Here is a 19728-nt window from a genome sequence, read left to right as displayed (position 1 = left end):
TGGCGGCAGACTCGTCGTGCGGCGCGGGATCTGCTAGTCGTCGCTCGCGGCGAATCCGGTCGATTCGGCTTCGAGTTCGGTCTCGGCCATTCCCGGCAGTTCGCCGCGGACGTCGTCCGAGCCCTGCTCGGTGATGGCCTCGCGGTAGGCCTCGGGCATGACCTTCACGAACGCATCGAGGGCGCGTTCCCAGTCGTCGAGCAGGTTCGCGCCGCGGTCGGAGCCCGTGTAGGCGACGTGGTTTTCGACGAGACGGCGGAGCATCTCCTCGTCTTCCTCTTCGAGGTCTTCGTGGAGCGTCGCCATCCCCGTGTTCGCCCTGTCGGCGAACTCGCCGTCGGGGTCGTAGACGTAGGCGACGCCGCCTGACATGCCGGCCGCGAAGTTCGTCCCGGTTTCGCCGAGGACGGCGACGACGCCACCGGTCATGTACTCGCAACCGTGATCGCCGACGCCTTCGACGACGGCCTTGGCACCGGAGTTACGGACGGCGAAGCGCTCGCCCGCCACGCCGTTGATGTAACACTGGCCGTCGGTCGCCCCGTAGAGCGCGACGTTTCCGATCGCGATGTTCTCGGTCGGGTCGTAACTCGCCCTGTCGGGCGTTCGAACAGTGAGTTTGCCGCCGGAGAGGCCCTTGCCGACGTAGTCGTTCGCGCTGCCGCTCAGGTGCAGCGAGACTCCGCTCGCCAGGAACGCACCGACGCTCTGGCCGGCGGTCCCCTCGAGGTCGACCGTGATCGTATCCTCCGGCAGGCCAGCCTCGCCGTAGCGGCTCGTAACCCGGTTCGAGAGCATCGCCCCGACCGCGCGATCAACGTTCGTCACGTCCGCCGAGAGCGCGACCGGTTCACCGCCATCGAGCGCGTCCGCGGCGGCGTCGATGAACTCGTAGTCGAGCTGGCTATCGAGTTCGTGATCCTGCTCGCGGACCTTCCGGCGGACGTCGCCGTCGGGTTCGGCTAGCACTGCTGAGAGGTCGACCGAGCGGGCTTTCGGGTGGTCGACGGTGTCGCGCTGGGCGAGCGCGTCCGGCCGGCCGATCATCTCGTCGACGGTCTCGAATCCGAGTTCGGCCATGATCTCGCGCAGCTCCTGGGCGATGAACGTCATGTAGTTGATGACGTGTTCGGGTTCGCCGGGGAATCGCTTGCGCAGGTCCTCGCGCTGGGTGGCGACGCCGACCGGGCAGGTGTTTTTGTGACACTGTCGGGCCATCACGCAGCCCGAGGTGACGAGCGAGGCGGTACCGAAGACGTACTCCTCGGCACCGAGCAGGGCGGCGACGGCCACGTCGCGGCCGGTCTTCATCCCGCCGTCGGCGGAGACGCGGATGCGGTCGCGCAGGCCGGTTGCACGGAGCATCTGGTTCGCCTCGGCGAGACCGAGTTCCCACGGGAGGCCGGCGCTCTTGATCGACGTGCGCGGCGAGGCACCCGTGCCGCCGGAGTGGCCCGAGATGTGGACCACGTCGGCGTTTGCCTTCGCGACGCCGGCGGCGACCGTGCCGATGCCGGCCTCGGAGACGAGTTTGACGTTGATGTCCGCCTCCTCGTTGGCCGCCTTCAGATCGAAGATCAGCTGTTTCAGGTCCTCGATGGAGTAGATGTCGTGCAGCGGCGGCGGGGAGATGAGGCCGACGCCCGGCGTCGACTTGCGGACGTGGGCGATCATCTCGTTTACCTTCTCGCCGGGGAGGTGGCCGCCCTCGCCGGGCTTTGACCCTTGGGCCATCTTGATCTGGAGTTCGTCGGCCGAGGAGAGGTACGTCGAGGTGACGCCGAAGCGGCCCGAGGCGACCTGCTTGACGTTGCACTCGCGCTCGGTGTCGAAGCGCTCCGGCGGCTCGCCGCCCTCGCCCGTGTTGCTCTTGCCCCCGATCCGGTTCATCGCGATCGAGTTGTTCTCGTGGGCCTCCGGCGAGAGCGAGCCGAGGCTCATCGCGGCCGTCGAGAACCGCTCGACGATGTCCGTCACCGGTTCGACCTCCTCGATCGGGATCGGCTCGCGGTCGGAATCGAACTCGAGCAGGCCCCGAAGCGTCTGGAGGTTCTGGTTCTGGTCGTTGATCAGTTCGGCGAACTCCTGATACCGCTCGTAGTCGTTCGAGCGAACCGCCTGCTGGAGCGTGCCGACCGTTTCCGGATTCCACTGGTGAGTCAAGCCGTCCGAGCGGTGTTCGTACTCGCCGTGGCGGTCGAGTTCAGTCTCGTCGTCCGCTCCGAAGGCGGTCGCGTGGCGCTCCCGGAGGTCCGCTTCGATCTCCGCGAGGCCGATCCCCTCGGTGCGGTTCTCGGTGCCCGCGAAGAACTCGTCGACGAGGTCGGAGTCGAGGCCGACGGCTTCGAAGATCTGGGCACCCTGGTAGCTCTCGACGGTCGAGATGCCCATCTTCGCCATGACCTTCAGCAGGCCGTTCTCGAGCGCGCCGACGTAGGCGTCGATGGCGGCCTCGGTGTCCGCACCGTCCGGGCCGGCCGTGAGATCGGCGATCGTCTGGGTGGCCAGGTACGGGTTGACCGCGCCGGCACCGTAGCCGACGAGCGTCGAGAGTTGGTGAACGGTGCGGGGTTCGCCGGACTCGACGACGAGGCCGACGTGGTTGCGAAGCCCGTTTCGAACGAGGTGGTGGTGGACGCCGCCCGTCGCGAGCAGGCTCGGAATCGCGACGCGCTCGGCGTCGACGTTGCGATCCGAGAGGACGAGCACGTCGTGGCCCGCCTCGATCGCCGCGACGGCGTCCTCGCGAACGCGTTCGACCGCCGCTTCGAGGTCCGAGCCGAACTCGTCGCTCGTCGGTTCGTAGGTGATGTCGATCGTTTCGGCGGTAATGCCGTTCGTCGAGCAGTCCCGAATCGCCCCGAGTTCGGCGTCGGTCAGCACGGGCGAGTCGAGAACGAGTTGGCGGGCGTGGGCGGGCGATTCGTCGAGGAGGTTGCGCTGGAAGCCCAGGCGACTCTCGAGGCTCGTCACCAGTTCCTCGCGGATGTAATCGAGCGGCGGGTTGGTGACCTGGGCGAACAGCTGCTTGAAGTACGAAAAGAGCGGGCGGTTGAACTCGGTGAGGACGGACAGCGGCGTGTCGTCGCCCATCGAGCCGACGGGGTCTTTCCCTTTTGCAGTCATCGGCTCGAGCAGGTTCTCGAGTTCGTCGTGAGTGTAGCCGAAGGCGGCCTGCTGGGCCCGCAGGTTCGAGACGGGCTGTTGGGGCGTGTTGTCGCCAGTCGACTGAATTTCGGGCAGGTGAACCTGCTCCCGATCGACCCACTCACCGTAGCGGTCGTCGGTGAGGTCGTCGAAGACCTCTTCGTCGGGGATGACCCGTCCCTCGTCCGGGTCGGCGAGGAAGAGTTGGCCCGGCTTGAGGCGGCCGCGTTCTTCGATCTCCTCGGGATCGGTGTCGAGGGCACCGGCCTCGCTCGCCATGACGAGGCGGTTGTCCGTCGTCACGTCGTACCGGCAGGGACGGAGGCCGTTGCGGTCGAGGACCGCACCGACGCGGTCGCCGTCGGTCGCGGCCACGAGCGCGGGGCCGTCCCAGGGTTCGACCAGCGAGGCGTGGAAGTCGTACCAGTCCCTGCGGTCCTCGTCCATCGCGTCGTCCCCGCGCCAGGCCTCGGGGACGAGCATCCGCAGGGCGTGCGCCAGGTCGCGCCCGTCCTGCAACAGGAGTTCGAGCGCGTTGTCGACGCTCGCCGTGTCGGACTGGCCGGGGTCGTCGATGATCGGCTTGACGGCCTCCAAATCGTCGAGGACGTCGCTCTCGAGGTCCGTCTCCCGCGCGCGCATCCAGTTGATGTTCCCCTTGATCGTGTTGAACTCGCCGTTGTGGATGACGTTCCGGTAGGGGTGTGCGAGGTGCCAGGCCCCGAGCGTGTTCGTCGAGAACCGCTCGTGAACCATCGCGAACGTCGATTCGAGGCGTTCGTCGGTGAGATCGGGGTAGTAGGAAGCGACCTGCTCGCCCTTGAGCAGGCCCTTGTAGACGAGCGTCTGCGAGTCGAGCGAACAGACGTAAAACCGCTCTTTGCCGTCGATATCCGCCTCGGTGACCGCGTTTTCGAGCGCGCGACGAGCCACGTAGAGCCGTCGGTTGAACTCGTCGCCGGTCACGTCGTCTGCGGGAGCGACGACGACCTGCCGGACGTCGGGCTCGGATTCGAGCGCCGTCGCGCCGAGGTCGGCGTTGTTCGTCGGCACGTCGCGCCACGCGAGCACGTCGAGGTCGTAGGTTCCGAAGGTATCTTCGAGCAGAGAGACGAGTGCGGCGCGGGCGTCGTCGTCGGCCGGCAAGAAGAGCGAGCCGACGGCGTAGGCTCCCGGGGCAGGAAGATCGATGTCGAGTTCACCGTCGAAGAAAGCGTGTGGTGTCTGGAGCATGATCCCCGCACCGTCGCCGGTGTTGGGTTCCGCGCCGGTCGTCCCGCGGTGTTCGAGATTGACGAGAAGGTCGAGTCCGTCGGCGACGATGTCGTGGCTCGATCCCCCATCGAGGTCCATGACGACGCCGACACCGCAGTTCGACCGTGCGTCAGCAGGGTCTGAAAGTCCCTGCGAACGCTCGGCGGATGCTTCGCTGTGTGGCTGTGGCATACCACTGCATACCGAGACGACCTATAAGAGGGTAATCCATAATGACTAAGTGTATTATAAACACATATAATGCGGTATAAGGTGTATTGTTCGCGGGATCGTGATGATGCTCGTCCGCGCGTCCGGCCGTGCGTTCTGGAATTCGGGACAAAACCTGGACAGCAAGGAGGCGATTGTACCGTTCAGCCCGGGAAAAGTGTCAGAGGCACGTAGTGCTCACCCACCAGAGTGAACACCACACTCACGAGTTCACACGCCACCGGTAAGCACTCTTGGGTTAAACCATTAGGTTCCGAAATTCGACACTCGACGCTCGGTGGAACGCTGGGTTCGAGGGCTCAAACTGCGCTTCGGAGAGCGATTCTGAACTCGTATCGCGATGGAAACGAGCGAGAGCAGCGCGAGCTACGAGCGGGTTGCGGTCGGTAATCCGTCAGTACGACTTCGCGAAGTAGGCGATTTCGTCGGCGGGGTCGCCACAGACGCCGCACTCGTCGTGGTCCGGTTCGGGGACCTCGCCGGCCGTCGTTCCGCCCTCGTCTTCGAGCGGTTGCATGACGATTTCGGCGGCGATTTTCTCCTTGATAGCCTCCTCGCAGGCCTCGTCGCCACACCACGGCGTCTTGACGTAGCCGCCGTGTTTGCCGAGCGTGCCGAGGATGTCTTCGGGGCTGTGGGCTTCGCGGATGTTGTTTTCGAGGTTCTCCTCGGCGGTGTCGTACAGTTTGTCGAAGATTTCGTCGAGGTGCTCGTCGACGGTTTCGACGATGCCGTCGCGGTCCGCGACGCTTTCTTCGTTGTCCGGCCGGTGAACCAGCGTGACCTCCTCGTCTTCGACCTCGTAGGGGCCGATCTCGAGTCGGAGGGGAACGCCGTTGAGTTCGTGTTCGTTGAACTTGAAGCCGGGATTGCGCTCGTCTCGGTCGTCGAGTTCGACGCGAAAGCCGGCGTCCTCGAGTTCGTCGGCGATGTTCTCGGAGTACTCGAGGACGTCGTCTTTGGTCTCTTCCTGCCAGATGGGGACGATGGCGACCTGCGTGGGTGCGATGGTCGGCGGGAGCACGAGTCCCTGGTCGTCGGAGTGGGTCATGATGAGCGCGCCGAGTGCGCGCCAGGAGAGCCCCCACGAAGTCGTGTAGGCGGTCTGTTCGTTCTCGTCTTCGTCGACGAAGGTGATGTCGAACGCCTCGGCAAAACTTTGCCCGAGGTTGTGACTCGTTCCACCCTGAACGGATTTTCCGTCGGGCATCAGCGCCTCGACCGTCGTCGTGGTGTCGGCACCGGGGAACTTGTCGTGTTCGGGCTTTTTCCCGCGGAGGACCGGAATCGCGAGCACGTCCTCGTAGACGCGTTCGTACTGCCCCAGACGGGTCCAGACCTCGTCCCAGGCTCCCTCGTCGGTCGCGTGGGCGGTGTGGCCTTCCTGCCACATGAACTCCTTCGTCCGGAAGAACGGCTTCGTCTCGGTGGCCTCCCAGCGGACGACGGAACACCACTGATTTAGCCGCAGGGGCAGGTCGCGGTGGCTGCGCGTCCAGTCGGCCATAAACGGCGCGATGATCGACTCGCTCGTCGGTCGCACCGCGAGCCGTTCTTCGAGTTCGTCGTGGCCGCCGTGGGTTACCCAGGCGACCTCGGGGTCGAAGCCTTCGACGATGTCTTTCTCGCGCTCCAGGAAGCTTTCGGGGATGAACAGCGGGAAGTAGACGTTGTCGACGCCGGTCTCTTTGAACCAGCCGTCGAGCGCGTCCTGGATGGCTTCCCAGAGGGCGTAGCCGCGGGGCTTCGTGACGATGAACCCGCCCATGGGTGCGTAGTCCGCAAGGTTCGCCTTCTGGACGACCTCGGCGTACCAGTCACCGGGTTTGTGCGATTTCGACTCGGTGATGCCGAGTTCCTGACTTTCGTTGCTCATACGAGTTCCTTTGCGACCGGGGAAATAAATCCGCAGTGTTTGGCGAGCGCCGTCGGTCGACTATCGTCAGAGCGCTCTCAGCACTTGATCAGCGAGCACATCGGATGGCCTGTATCGATCCGCCGAACTGACAGTGACTGCGTTCTAGAAGTGTGTTAAAATCATGATGTATTATTACTACTCTCGTTGGACGGGGTTGGTGTATGGATGGTAACAGCCACCATGACCACGATGACGAAGGCCGATCGAGCAGTATCAAACGACGGCGGTTCCTGCAGACGAACGGAGCGCTCATCGCAGCCGCAGCCACCGGGCTTGCGGGCGGCTCCAGCGTTGCAAGCGCCGACGCGGACTCCATCGACCTCGACGAGAACAGCGTCGCCTACCAGTATTTTCACACCGAGTGGGCCACAATCGAGGCCGACATCCCGCGACTCGCCGATGTGGGTATCGACATCGTCTGGCTGCCCCAGCCGACCGTCAGCAAACTCGACTGGGAGGACCAGACGACGGCGGACCAAGAAGGCTACTACGGCGATCCACACCCGTATTACGGCTACCTCGAGCCGAATCCGCCGCTCGGATACCAGCCGGTGGACCTCGAGACCTTCGACTCACCCCACGGCACCGAGGCTGAACTCGAGTCGCTGATCGACACCGCCCACGACCACGATATCGAGGTCGTTCTCGACGTCGTCCTCAACCACATGGCGACGGCAGACGGGCCGGATGGTCCCGTCGACCTCCCGCAGTTCGACCGCGACGAGCACTTTCACGACTACGGCACGCTCGGTGAGGACTGTTACTGGCAGGGTGAAGGAAACGACGAAGAGCGCGCCCAGTACGAGTGTGACCTGCTCGGGCTTCCGTCGTTCGACCACGAACACGGATACGTTCAGGACGAGCACGCCGCTCATCTCGAACGGCTGGCCGCCCTGGGCGCTGACGGCCTCCGACTCGACGCAGCGGGCCACATCTGGCCGTGGTACTTCGCCTCCGAGATCAACCCGCTGGCCGACGACCTCGGCCTCTGGCGCGTCGGCGAAATCTGGGACGGCGACACGAACACCGTCATGGAGTTCGCCGACACCGGAATGAGCGTCTTCGACTATCCGCTTTACTACGCCATCATGGACGCCTTCGAGGGCGGCGACATGACCGCCCTCGCACGGGAGAACGCGCGCGGTATCGTTCACGAGGATCCGAGCGTCGCGGTGACGTTCGTCCAGAACCACGATACCGCCGGCCCGAACGTCGGCATCGACGACGGCGACGACCCCGGAGACTACACAGCGGAGGGAATCGCCGTTGAACTCGCACACGCGTATCTCCTCTCGTCTCCGGGACTGCCGATGCTCTTTCTCTCTTCGGAGGGGGACGCCGAAATCGACGATCCGTACCTCGAAGACTTGATCTGGGTCAAACGAAATCTGGCGACCGGCGCGCTGATCGATCGGTACGTCGGCGACGCTCTCTACGTCTTCGAGCGCGAGTTCAATCTGCTGGCCGGCATCAACAACGACGAGTGGGACGACCGAACCGAGTGGGTCGACACGTCCTGGCCGAACGAGACGCTCGTCGATCACGCCGGCGGGCAGGACGAGGTGACGACGGACGAGGAGGGGCGGGTCGAGATTACCGTTCCCTCACAAGGCTGGGTCATGTACGCACCCGAGAGCGGCGGCGGGTCGGGCGAACTCACGCTCCGAGTGACGGTCGGCGTCGATCACGGCGAGTCCGTCTACTTCACCGGCAGCACCGACGAACTTACCAACTGGGGCGGCGGCATCGAAGGCACCTGGACGGACGGCGACATCTGGGAAGTGACCGTCGACGATCCCGGTGAGTTCGAGTGGAAGACGCGCCGCGGCCCGTCCGGCGACACCGGCGACGTGTGGGAGCGCGGCTCCAATCACGACCGGACGGATCGTCACCCGTCTCATCAGGGCTGGGAAGACGAGTAGCGCTTGCCGCCCGGCAACGGACGAACTGCCGCTGACAACGGTTGGTTGGTTCCTTCCGGTTCTCGCCCCTTTATGCGCTCGTGCTACAAATGTACGAGTATGCGAGCGATTGAAGTAACAGCGTACGGCGACAGCGATCAGCTCGAGCAAATCGACACCGACCTACCCGAACCGGACGCCGGGGAGGTCCGGATCGAGATCGAGGCCGCGGGCATCAACTTCGCGGACATCATGCAGCGCCGCGGCGCGTATCCCGGCGGTCCGGAAACCCCCTACGTTCCCGGCATGGAAGCCGCAGGGACGGTCGACGCGACCGGCGAGGGCGTCGATCTGAACGAGGGCGACCGCGTCGTCGGGATGCTCGACACCGGCGGCTACGCCGAGTACGCCACGGCCAACGCGCAGATGCTCTTTCCGATTCCCGATGGCATGAGCTTCGAGGAAGCCGCCGGCTTCCCCGTCCAGTTTCTCACCGCTCACAGCTGTCTGTTCGAGTGGGGCAGCCTCGAAGCCGGCGAGACGGTACTGATCCAGGCCGCAGCGGGCGGCGTCGGCACCGCCGCCGTCCAGCTCGCCTCGAACGCGGGCGCGGAGGTCTTCGGCACCGCGAGCACGCAGGAAAAACTCGATCTCGCCGCTGAACTCGGCTGCGACCACCCGATCAACTACACGGAGACGGACTTCCGCGAGGTCGTCGACGAGGAGACCGACGGCGAAGGCGTCGACCTCGTCCTCGAGTCCGTCGGCGACGACGTCTTCGAGCGCAGCCTCGACGCGATGGCCCACTTCGGGCGCATGGTCACCTACGGCGTCGCGAGCGGCGTTCCCGCCAGCGCGAAGAACCGCCGACTCCTCTTCGAGAACAAGACCGTCTCCGGCTTCCACCTCGGGCAGGCCTCCTACCACGACCCCGAGCGGATCATGAAGGCCGTCCCCGATCTGACGGAGGGCCTGATGAGCGGCGACCTCGAGGTTATTCTCGGCGAGGACTTCGCACTCGAAGACGCGGCCGAGGCCCACCAGTACATTGAGGACCGCAAGAGTTCGGGAAAGGTCGTGCTGAAGCCCTGACGTGCGGTGACAGATAACTCACTGAAGTGAAAGGTGAGCGGTTAGAACTGTAGAGTGAAGGGTGGGGCGGGAGGCCAGAGGGCGGAAATAGTGAGTGAGAGATACTCAAAAACCGACCCCCGTCGCGGCGACCGTCATCCAGTTCGAGTTCGGGACGATTCCTCGCCCGTTTCGGTCGTGTTGCTGTCAAAGACAGCCTATGGAGCAACGGACGACGCGGGTAGCTACCATCGACCGTTCGTCGGAAGATTCCCTGCGATACCGGCACTCCGCGGATACAACGGACCTTACAAAGTGCTTTGTGGTCCTCTCGGTGCCTCCGAGAGAGGCGCTATTGAACTCTCGTCGACGCGATGCGGTGGACTTCTCAGCGATACGTACGGGCAACCCTTATTCCAACGAACACAGTGTAACAGATATGGACGAAATCGTCTTGTTATTCATCAAAACCATCGAGTTGGTTTTCGATCTTGTAGAAACGATCTATCGACGGTTCTTTTCTGACGACACAGATGACGACAAACGATCTCAATCAGGGATCGACGACGTTCAGTAAGCGCGTGTAGCAAGCGTCCATTCCGCACGACGGCACCGCTGAAAAACCGGATTCCAACGGAGTTAGTTGGCGAAAACGCGTTCAAGCTATTCAATCGCTCTCTGCCGCACGAAACGACGCGTCCCACTCGAGTTCGTGATCGACAAATTCGGCCTCGTCCAGCGGTTGCCCGCCCGCGAACCTGAACTCGCCGGCGACGGTCCGGCCTTCGAGTATCCCCGGGAGCCAAAGCCGGTCGTCCTCCCACATCTGGTCGTAGGGTACCTCGTCGATCGGAACCCACTCGGGACGCGCTTCGTCGGAGGGGCGCGGCTCGCCGGCGAACGTCTCGGTCCGGTAGACGTGACAGCGCGTGTGGACCGCGCCGTCGAGCAGGAAGGCGAGTTCGCCCGCCTTCTCGAGGGCCGCGGGATCGAGTTCGAGTCCGACTTCCTCTCGCGTCTCGCGGACGGCGCACTCGCGCGGCGTTTCGTCGCCTTCGAGTTTCCCGCCGGGGCCGTTGTACCAGCCCTCGCCGAGGCCGCGGCGTTTTTCGATCAGCAGGACCTCGTCGGTGGCATTCGGCGCACCAGCCGCGTCGTCGGGCCGCCCATCCCCGCGATCGCGAAGCACGAAACAGAGCGTCGCCTCGATCATACGAACTCGTTTGGCGACCAGTTACTAAAGCCAGCCGAACCGGGAGCGGTGCGAATCGGGGTCGACCGCCGATCTACGGCCGCTTCCCCGTCAGCGCTTCGCTCGCCGGCGCGAACGAGATCGTCGAGCCCGCGCCCGCCTCCGTCGCGCGTTCGTACAGCATGTGTGCCGCGGCGACGGTTTCGATGCCCGTCCCGCCGCTGTCGAAAACGGTGATCTCGTCGTCTCCCGTCCGCCCGGGTTCGGCTCCGGCGACGATTTCGCCGAGTTCAGCGTGGATGTGGTCCTCGGTGACGGCGCCCGCCTCGAGTGCGGCGAGGAACGAGCCCGCGTCGTAGGTGGCACGCTCGCGGAGGTCCGGCACGTAGGTCGCCCGCTCGATCGTCGTCGTATCGAGTTCACGTTTGCCCTCCTGGTACTGACCCATCGCCGTGACGTGAGTCCCGGGATCGAGGTCGGTGCCGTCGAAGACCGGGTCGCTGGCGCTGGTCGCCGTGATGACCACGTCCGCACCGTCGATCGCCGCCGCACTCGAGTCGACGGCCGCGACGTCGGCGTCGAGCGCCTCGTCGAACTCGTCGGCGAACGCCGCCCGGCTCTCCCGGGTCGGCGAGTAGACGCGAACGTCGCTGAACTCGCGGACGGTCGCGGTGGCGTGGACCTGGCCGCGGGCCTGCGGGCCGCTGCCGATGACGGCGAGCGTCGAGGCATCGCCGCGGGCGAGTTCGTCGACGGCGACGGCTCCGGCGGCCCCGGTTTTGAAGGGGTTCATGCTCGCGCCGTCGAGGAGGGCGAGGGGCTCGCCGCTCTCGGCGTCGAACAGCGGCGTCATGAACCAGCCGTCGCCGGAGCCGAAGCCAGCGCCGTACATGTAGCCTCCCATCGCGCCGGTGTCGGGCAGGAGGGCCGCGTAGCTGGTGAACATCCCCGCGGGGTCCTCGCGGAAGAACTTCTGTCGCGGAAACGCGGGTGCGCCGTTGCCGACCTGCCGATAGCCGTCCCGAACGGCGTCGACGTAGTCCGCCGGCGATGCAAGGTCGTCGATCTCCTCGCTGGTGAGAAACAGCGTGTCCGTCATGCATACTCGTTTCGGCTCGACGAGGAAAAAGCCGTCACAAGCGGCGAACGCGGTGGGAAAGCGAAACGAACGGCCGCGTCAGAACACCTCGTCGATCGCCGCGTCGAGTTCGGTGAGCGCCGTCTCGATTTCCGTCGCCGTCGCACACAGCGGCGGCGCGAGCAGGAGCTGCGTGGCCGGACGACCGGTGCCGACGATGACGCCCCGGTCCTCGAGCGCCGCGGCGACGGCCGGCACCGGATTCTCGGATTCACCTTCGTGCTCGTCATCTCCCATATCGTCGACGCGCGGATCGTAAAACGGCTCGCCGGTCGCGGGATCGGCGAACTCGACCGCCCGGAGGTAGCCGCGGCCTCGAACGTCAGCGACGACGTCGGTTCGAGACGCGAGTTCGTCCAGCCCGGTCTCGAGGGCCGGAGCGTTCTCTCGGGCGTTCTCGATGAGTCCGTTGTCGTAGGCCTCGATGGCGGCGAGTCCCGCCGCGCAACTGACGGGGTGGCCGCCGAAGGTCTGGCCGAGGTCGAAGCCCTCCTGCTCGATATCCGCGACGAGTTCGGGTCGCGCCAGGACGCCGGCCAGCGGCGCGTACGAACTCGTGACGCCCTTCGCGAAGGTGAGCAGGTCGGGTTCGATCCCTTCGGTCTCGACGCCGAACCACTCGCCGCAGCGGCCGAATCCGGTGATGACCTCGTCGGCGATCAGGAGGATGTCGTACTCGTCGCAGAGTTCGCGCACGCGCTCGAAGTAGCCCGGCGGTGCCGTGTACGCGCCGCTCGAGCCCGCGACGGGTTCCATCATGATCGCCGCGATGCTGTCGGGTCCCTCGTTTCGGATGACGAACTCGAGGTGGTCGGCCGCCGCGTCCGCGAGTTCGGCCGGCGTCTCGGCGTCGAACGGGGACCGGTGGGCCATCGGCGGGAGGAACTTCGCCGCGCCGGTCGTGGCGGCGTGGGTTTCGACGAGGTTGCGGGTTTCGGGGTCGCCGGTCAGGCTGCCTGCACCGTAGGTCGAGCCGTGATAGGAGCGCCAGCGGGTCAGGATTTTCGATGCGCCGGTGTGGTTGCGCGCGAGTTGGACGGCGAGTTCGTTGGCTTCGCTGCCGGTGACCGAGAACAGTGCGTGCGAAAGAGAGCGCGGCGCGAGGTCGACGAGTCGCTCGCCGAGAGCGGCGCGGACGGGCGAGCGTTTCGCGGCGGAGACGTACTGGATCTGCTCGAGCTGTTCGGTCATGCCGTCGATGATCGTCCGGTTGCCGTGACCGGCGTTGACGCAGTAGAGTTGCGAGACGAAGTCGAGGTACGTCGTGCCCGTCTCGTCGACGACCGTCGTGCCGTCGCCGTCCGTAATCGCTAACGCGTCGCTGTCGGGGTCGTACCAGTGGGGTATCGTCGTCGGAGCCGCCGTCGATTCCTCCGTGGGTCCTTCTAACATGACAGTGACATCCATTCGGTGCGAGTTAACTGTTGTCCCGCAATTCGACTCGATTTAACCTTGGAGTTAGATCATCCCACAGCGTTCGAACCACGGACAACTCGAATCGCGACCGCCCGCGACGGCCGCCTCGGGGCGGATCAGTTTCGCCGGTCGCCCGTCTTCGAGAGGACGACCGAGAGGAGAGCGCCGGTCGTGGGAAACACTGCAAGGAGAGCGAAGGTCTGCCAGACGGAGATCAGCGAGAGGAGAGAACCCGCGATCGCAGCGCCGGCGGCACCGACGCCGAAGACGCAGAGATAGGTGTATCCGTACGAGAGGCCGCGATCTCCCGGCGGGCTGTACTCCGCGATCGTCGCCTGATACATCGGCTGGAGCGAGAACAGCAGAAAGCCAAGCAGGGACCCGATTATCAGTAGTGGGACGAACCCCATCTGTGCGACCGGGACGAACACCACGGCGACGACGGCGAGCGAGGCGAAGATGACCGTCATCCCGGTCTCAGTTCGGATGCGATCGGTGAGTTTGCCGCCGACGTACTGGCCGGCCATGCCAACCATCAACAGCCCGGCGTAGAGGTACGAGGCCGGATCGAACTCTTCGGCCATCGGGCTGTTGGGATCGAACAACTGGAGTTGCTCGACGATGTTCGGCATGAAGTCGCCCAGCACGTCGGGCAGGAAGGTCAACGTGCCGCGGTAGAAGAGCCCGTTCATCATGACGACGACCATCGCGACCGTAAACCCGACCGTAAACAGCGCCCGGCTATCCGCGACGAACCGCGAGAGCGACATCTGCCGGTCGTCCCCTCGGGTGCCGCCGTCCGGCTCCGTCTGCACCGCAGCCGTCTCGTCGAAACTCGCCGTCAGCGCGTAGAGCACGCCGATCGCGGCCGGTGCGACGAGCAAGGCCGTGACGAGTTCCCAGTCGAAGAACAACAGCAACACCGCCGTCAGCAGCGGCCCGAACGCGATGCCGAAGTTGCCGGCGATGCCGTGGTAGGCGAATCCGGTGCCGCGTTGTTCGACGCCGGTCGAGATCAGCGAGAGTCCGGCGGGGTGGTAGATGCTCGCCGCGATGCCCCAGAGACAGAGCGCGGCCGCGATCATCGCGACTCCCTGGGCGGCGCTCAACAGCAAGAACGAGCCACCCATCCCCGCCAGACAGCCCATCACGAGTTCGCGCGAGCCGAACCGGTCGACCAGGATGCCGGCCGGCAGCGCACCGAGACCGAACAGCGCGTAGCCGACGGAGACGGCGACCCCGAGGACGGCGGTGTTGACGCTGAACTCGGCAAGCCAGATCACCATCAGAATCGGGATCGAGAGCTCGTAGGTGTGAACGACGGCGTGGGCGATCATCACGAACCCGGTGATCGACCTGTCGTTCCCGGTGAGTCGACCCGATTGGGCAGTACTCATACTAGGTTTCACACGCACTGCACGTGGCATAATGGTTGCTAAGCCAGCGATACTGTCCGGACACGCACACGCACCCGTGGCCACCCACCCGACACAACGCTTGCACTCGTCAGTCGTTCAGCCAGACGCTCGCTTGCGGTTCGTACGGGTCGGTAGGGATCTCGACCAGCGTCGGGCCGTCGCTGTCGATCGCGGCAGCCACGGTTTCGGTGATCTCCGTCGGGGTCGCGGCCCGCATCGTCTCGAGTCCCATACCAGACGCGATTGCGTCGAACTCGAGCGGGACGTTCTGCCAGCCGTACTCGCCTTCGTCCATGCGGTAGTTTCGTTCGGCGTCCTCGCTGATGATCGCGTAGTCGCTGTTGGTGAAGACGACGACGGTGACATCGAGGGCTTCGTCGGCGAGCGTGTGGAGTTCGTGGACGCACATCATCAGGCCGCCGTCGCCGACGAGGGCGACGACGGGTTGGTCCGGATTCGCGGCTTTTGCACCGATGGCGGAGGGGAGGCTCGATCCCATGGTCGCCCAGGAGCCGGGGTTGACGTAGTCGCGCGGCGCGTACGTTTCGAACGCGACGAGCGCCCAGATCCGAGAGCCGCCGGCGTCGGCGGTGACGACGGCGTCGCGAGGGACGCCGTCCCGAACCGCTTCCAACGCGCTGACCGACGTGATCGGCGATTCATCGACCGCGCGGAGGTCGGCAAGCCGACGGTCGACGGCGACTCTCGTTTCGCGGGCGCGTTCGCGACCGCCGGTCGCCGCGATCGAGCGTTCGGCGAGTTCAGTATCGAGGGCGGCGAGCGTGCGCCCGGCGTCGGCGACGATGCCGACCGCCGGATCGTAGCCGGTACCGATGTCGGCGGCGTCGAGGGTGACGTGAACGAGGTCGTCGGGAACGTCGATCTCCCAGTGGTGCATCGAGACGGCATCGAAGTCGGTCCCGACGCCGAGCGCCGCATCGGCCGTGGCGATGTGCTCTTTGACCGCGGTCCCGGTGCCGCCACAGAGAACGCCGCCGAAGAGGTCGTGATCGTCGGGGAAGACGGCCTTGCCCTTGTAGGTGGGAAAGACCGGTGCCCCGAGCCGTTCCGCAACGGCCGCGAGTTCAGAACTCGCGTCCGCGGCGCGAACGCCGCCGCCGGCGACGATGATCGGCCGCTCCGCCGCTGCGAGGAGGGCCGCGGCGTCGCCGACCGAGTCGTCGGCCGGCGCGGCGGGCGAGTGCGGGTCGGTCTCGCCGGGGTCGGCGAGGGAAGCGTCCATCGGCAGGAAGTTCTTCGGAACGCCGACGCGAACGGGCCCCTTCGGCGGCGTCAGCGCGATATCGATCGCCCGCTGGAGTTCCGCGATCGTACTCTGTGGCGTCTCGACGGTGACGTTTTCCTTGACGACGTTATCGTACGTGTTCGGCGGCGTTTCGTGGATTCCGTCGCCACCCCGGACGTCGGGCTCCGTCTCAACGGCCATGTGAACAAGTGGCGTGCAGTCGTTTTTCGCGTTCTTCAGCCCGTTCATCGCGTTCATATCTCCCGGTCCCGGAATAACGACGGTCGCCGCGAGGCCGCCGCTGCTCTCGGCGTAGCCCCACGCCTGGTGCGAAACGGCCGTCTCGTGGCGCGCCATGATGAACTCGATGTCGGTGCGCTCGCTGATCGCCTCGTTCAACGGGAGCGTCTGCTTGCCGGGAATTCCGAACAGCGTGTCGATCTCGTTTGCCACCAACCGCTCGATGACGGCCTCGCTGATTCGCATACCGATGGATGTGCCACACGGGGGCGTAAAGGTTGAGGATCACTTTCGTTCGGTGGAACGTCTCTCGTCGCTGTCGATCAAAAGGGACTTCGCGGAGCTAACGGATAGACGAACCAGCAGCGAACGGCCGATCGACACCGTCACGACGGCCGCCGCGGCACGAACGGGCCGAAATCGGCCGTTCGAGCGGCGATCGTCGCAATTCGAAGCGCGTAGCTCAACAGCACGACGAACGGGAGAAAGACGAGGGCGACCCCGCCCGCGGCGATCGCGAGCAAGACCGCCGTACTCGACACCGTCGTCACGAGCGTCGGATACGAGACCACCAACAGCCCGCCGCCGACGAGCGTCGGAAACCCGACGTACAACAACAGCCGAGAGAGCACGGCGAGTTCGTGCTGGACGTATAACGTCTTGAACGTCTGCCGAGCGATCGCGAGTAGCCCGAGCAGTTCGATCAGGTCCTCGAGTGGCTGCGTCTCTTCGAATCCCTCGCTCCACTCCGCCTTAAAGAAGCGGGCAGCGTGGTAGTAGTTCCCCTGATGATGTCCGAGCACGGCCGAGAGCGCTTCGAACGTCCCGAATTCGGCCTCGGAGAGCGTCCCCGCAACTGTTTCGCCGTCAGCCTCGAGTTCGCGGACAAAGCGTGCAACCTCTTCGCGCTGGTGCGCCGTTGCGTCGGCTGTCATCGATGTCGGAAGCTGTCGCCCCCGATCGACGGTCGCTTGCACGATAACCTCGAGAAACGCTGCCGGCGAGGCCGGACTCACCGTCACGTCGGTCACTCCCTCGACGCGGCGCTGGAACTCGGTCATTCGTTCGAAGCGCTCGGTCAGTTCGTTCGGCCAGCCGAGTTCCTGCGAGAGCACGAGCTGATTGATCGCCAGCACGATCGTAATAAAGGGTAGCGTTCCGCCAACGAGCGCGCTGTACAGCGAGCCGACCGCCTCGGCATCCGTCACCTCGATAACGCCGGCGAGTTGGCAGCCGACGACGAGTCCGTACAGTCCGCCCGCGAGTATCCCGGCGATCAACAGCCGATTCCCGTCCAGCAAGAGCCAGCGTTTGATCGGCGACTCCGCAGCCGTCTCGTACGTGAGATCGGTCCCCGACTGGCTCTCGAACGACCCAGTGCGCCGTTTCCGGTCCAAATCCCGGTCCCGGTCCTCCATACCACCTCCAACGACGACCCCCGACGAAAGTGTACGTGGCGACGCAACCCCGCAGTGAACTCGTCAGTACAGTGTCACCCGACGCGTTTACCGCGCTCGACACATTCTCGAAAACGAAGAAGCGACGTCGGAAACTGAACTCGTCAGGGTCGAGCAATCCGAAGCGTTTGCGATGGTCGGCGAGTTCACGACTGAACGAGTAACACGACGTGAAGGAATGGACTCGCCGGGCGGGCAACTGTAATCCGCGGTTGTAATCAATCGCAGTACGGCGGAGGTGTCGGCGCGTGACCCGATACTGTCCGCACTGCGGTGGTCGAATGATCACCAAGACCTCGACCGGTGGCCTCCCCCGTCGCGTTTGTGAGAACGGCCCACATGATCTGCAGGAGGTGTCTCGAGGACGATGAGCGCCTTCCCAGAGCCGACCGACGGCGAGGCCATCGACTTCCTTGAAGAACGCGACGCAGACACCGAGTCGTGGGCTCGAGCGAATCCACGCGAGGCGTTGATCGAATCGTTCGGCCGATTCGGGTACAAGGTCACGCTCAGAGACGGCGAGAGCGTCCACTACTGTGCGCTCGGCCTCGAGGACGGCGAGTACATCGGTCGATGCGACTGCAAGGGTTGGGAGTACCACGACGGCCCGTGCGCCCATCTCTGCACGCTCCGGAAGGCTGCCTTCCTCGAGCTGATAGATGTGAAGTCGACCGACGGCAGTCCCGACGACCAACACGAGATGCGCCACGCGACCAACGAGGCGCTCGAGGGCGAGCCACATGATGGAGCGATCGAGAAGACACGACGCCACGAGCGGGAGGCGGAGGTGCGGCCATGACGCGCACGCACACCCGCGCGATAGCCGCCTCCGTAGGCATCCCCACCCCCCTTGCATACGAACTGCACAACCCGACGCCGTCCCCGTATTCACCGGATATGCAAATCGGGGTGAATCGCTGATGGGCCGGATGGATCACGACCCCTCGAGCCGCGTCTCATTCGGTTGTCCCGACAACCTGCTCGAGATGCTCGACGAGATCGCCGAGCGGGAAGACAAGAATCGGAGCGAGAAGCTCCGCGAGATGGTCGCGAACGAAGTCGAGGCGAGAGGGGATCTCAACGAGCCCCAACCGATGCTTCCCGATGACGAGCGGCTCTCTGAAGCCTATCGGCTGCTCCACAAGCGGGCGTCGGCACCCCACAAAACCAAGCGCCGAGTCCGCCTCGAGGCTGCGAAAAACAAGCTCTACGACAACAACACCCCCAAGAGCGCCGTCCTCGACGAGATCATTAAACCTCTCGAGAGCGAGGGGTATATCTCAGTCGAGCCAGGCAACCAGAGCGTGTGGGTATTCGTTCGACCGATGTGTTACACCGACGGTGAGGACATCGTCGACGCGGGAGAAAAAGCAGTCGCGTAAGCTCCCTTCTTTTTCGAGATCCGGCTCAGCGAAGTGAGCCACCCATTTCAGTCCCTGGCCCGGCGTACAGTCCGGTCAGCTTGCGTGGTTCGAACACGAGGACGATATCGTCGTCGGTCGGGCTGATTTCGACATCGATCGGCGTGTACCAGGTGTAGTCGACATCTGCTCGCCCGGAACTCGCGACGAGGATGAAGTCGTCGTAGTCCGAACGGAGCGTGTAGACGCTAAATGTCCCATCGTCTGCGACCGGGCCGACCGTGGGGAGATCCCCCATCGCTATGATGTACTTCGCGTTTCCGATCGGCTTCCCGTCCGTATCGACAGCGATCCCCTCGAGAGTCCGAAAGTACGACCCCGGAATCAGCGTCGTTTGTTCGAGGTGGCCGCCGAACCCTGCTCTCGAAACCGTGTCTCGAGTATCGAACCCGATCGCTGAGGGTGTGAACGGAACAGTCTGTCGGGTCGGTTGCACCGACGGACTGCGTCGGGCTGTGGTGGTGTCCGCGGCAGAGATTCTCGGTGCTGTGGCCGTCGGACCGGCACCAGCTCGCGTTCGTCTGCTCGTTGCGGTCAGTCCCTCCCCGGCGGTCGGATCGAATGCGACCGTCTGGCGAGATGGGTCGGCCGTCGGTCCGAGACGCGTGCTGTTGAAGTCACTCGCCGCGATCACCGCGATCCCACTGTGACCCATTGCCGAGGGAGTGGCGAGCGTCA

The 19728-nt window shown here is 64.9% G+C and carries 14 protein-coding genes; 5 read left to right on the top strand and 9 right to left on the bottom strand.

Going from position 1 to position 19728, the window contains the following annotated elements; translation table 11 throughout:
• Nucleotides 1-33 precede the first annotated feature (33 nt).
• Entirely contained in the window at nt 34-4593 is a 4560-nt protein-coding gene (gene gltB, locus C480_RS04780; RefSeq protein WP_049903231.1) for a glutamate synthase large subunit, read from the bottom strand.
• A gap of 433 nt (nt 4594-5026) precedes the next feature.
• Nucleotides 5027-6508, bottom strand: coding sequence for a proline--tRNA ligase (proS, locus tag C480_RS04775; protein WP_006664488.1), 1482 nt, complete (start codon nt 6506-6508; stop codon nt 5027-5029).
• A gap of 203 nt (nt 6509-6711) precedes the next feature.
• On the opposite strand from proS, the gene C480_RS04770 reads away from it, so the two are divergent.
• The 3 genes from C480_RS04770 (at nt 6712) to C480_RS23410 (ending at nt 10099) form a co-directional block, all read left to right on the top strand.
• The gene (locus C480_RS04770) at nt 6712-8472 is read left to right on the top strand and encodes an alpha-amylase domain-containing protein (RefSeq protein ID WP_006664487.1); all 1761 of its coding nucleotides are present in this window, start codon (nt 6712-6714) and stop codon (nt 8470-8472) included.
• A 99-nt stretch (nt 8473-8571) separates the two neighbouring features.
• On the top strand, nt 8572-9543 hold the full coding sequence (locus C480_RS04765; RefSeq protein ID WP_006664486.1) for a quinone oxidoreductase family protein: 972 nt from the start codon (nt 8572-8574) through the stop codon (nt 9541-9543).
• Between the two features lie 418 nt (nt 9544-9961).
• Nucleotides 9962-10099: a hypothetical protein gene (locus tag C480_RS23410; RefSeq protein WP_161606994.1), complete on the top strand. Its 138-nt coding sequence runs from the start codon at nt 9962-9964 to the stop codon at nt 10097-10099.
• 90 nt (nt 10100-10189) lie between these two features.
• Here the strand turns inward: C480_RS23410 and C480_RS04760 are convergent, their stop codons facing one another.
• The 6 genes from C480_RS04760 to C480_RS04735 all read right to left on the bottom strand — a co-directional run bounded on the left by C480_RS04760 (nt 10190) and on the right by C480_RS04735 (nt 17590).
• Entirely contained in the window at nt 10190-10735 is a 546-nt protein-coding gene (locus tag C480_RS04760) for an 8-oxo-dGTP diphosphatase (RefSeq protein ID WP_006664485.1), read from the bottom strand.
• A gap of 73 nt (nt 10736-10808) precedes the next feature.
• Nucleotides 10809-11813: an ornithine cyclodeaminase family protein gene (locus C480_RS04755; protein WP_006664484.1), complete on the bottom strand. Its 1005-nt coding sequence runs from the start codon at nt 11811-11813 to the stop codon at nt 10809-10811.
• A 78-nt stretch (nt 11814-11891) separates the two neighbouring features.
• Nucleotides 11892-13244, bottom strand: a complete 1353-nt coding sequence (locus C480_RS04750; protein ID WP_049903326.1) for an aminotransferase family protein — start codon at nt 13242-13244, stop codon at nt 11892-11894.
• 140 nt (nt 13245-13384) lie between these two features.
• Nucleotides 13385-14665 (bottom strand): MFS transporter, encoded by a 1281-nt coding sequence (locus C480_RS04745; protein WP_006664482.1) that lies wholly within the window; start codon nt 14663-14665, stop codon nt 13385-13387.
• A gap of 109 nt (nt 14666-14774) precedes the next feature.
• Nucleotides 14775-16418, bottom strand: a complete 1644-nt coding sequence (locus C480_RS04740; protein WP_006664481.1) for a thiamine pyrophosphate-binding protein — start codon at nt 16416-16418, stop codon at nt 14775-14777.
• 140 nt (nt 16419-16558) lie between these two features.
• Nucleotides 16559-17590 (bottom strand): hypothetical protein, encoded by a 1032-nt coding sequence (locus C480_RS04735; protein WP_006664480.1) that lies wholly within the window; start codon nt 17588-17590, stop codon nt 16559-16561.
• Between the two features lie 406 nt (nt 17591-17996).
• On the opposite strand from C480_RS04735, the gene C480_RS04730 reads away from it, so the two are divergent.
• Entirely contained in the window at nt 17997-18428 is a 432-nt protein-coding gene (locus C480_RS04730; RefSeq protein ID WP_006664479.1) for an SWIM zinc finger family protein, read from the top strand.
• Between the two features lie 121 nt (nt 18429-18549).
• Complete coding sequence (locus C480_RS04725; protein WP_006664478.1) at nt 18550-19011, top strand: ribbon-helix-helix domain-containing protein; 462 nt, start codon at nt 18550-18552, stop codon at nt 19009-19011.
• A 25-nt stretch (nt 19012-19036) separates the two neighbouring features.
• Here C480_RS04725 and C480_RS04720 read toward each other — a convergent pair whose 3' ends face one another.
• The gene (locus C480_RS04720) at nt 19037-19705 is read right to left on the bottom strand and encodes a hypothetical protein (RefSeq protein WP_241433781.1); all 669 of its coding nucleotides are present in this window, start codon (nt 19703-19705) and stop codon (nt 19037-19039) included.
• Nucleotides 19706-19728 lie beyond the last annotated feature (23 nt).

Origin of the sequence: Natrialba aegyptia DSM 13077 (genome assembly GCF_000337535.1) — an archaeon.
Taxonomy (GTDB): Archaea; Halobacteriota; Halobacteria; order Halobacteriales; family Natrialbaceae; genus Natrialba; species Natrialba aegyptia.
Note: the sequence above shows the minus strand (reverse complement) of the source record. Positions and strands in the feature narration are given on the sequence as shown.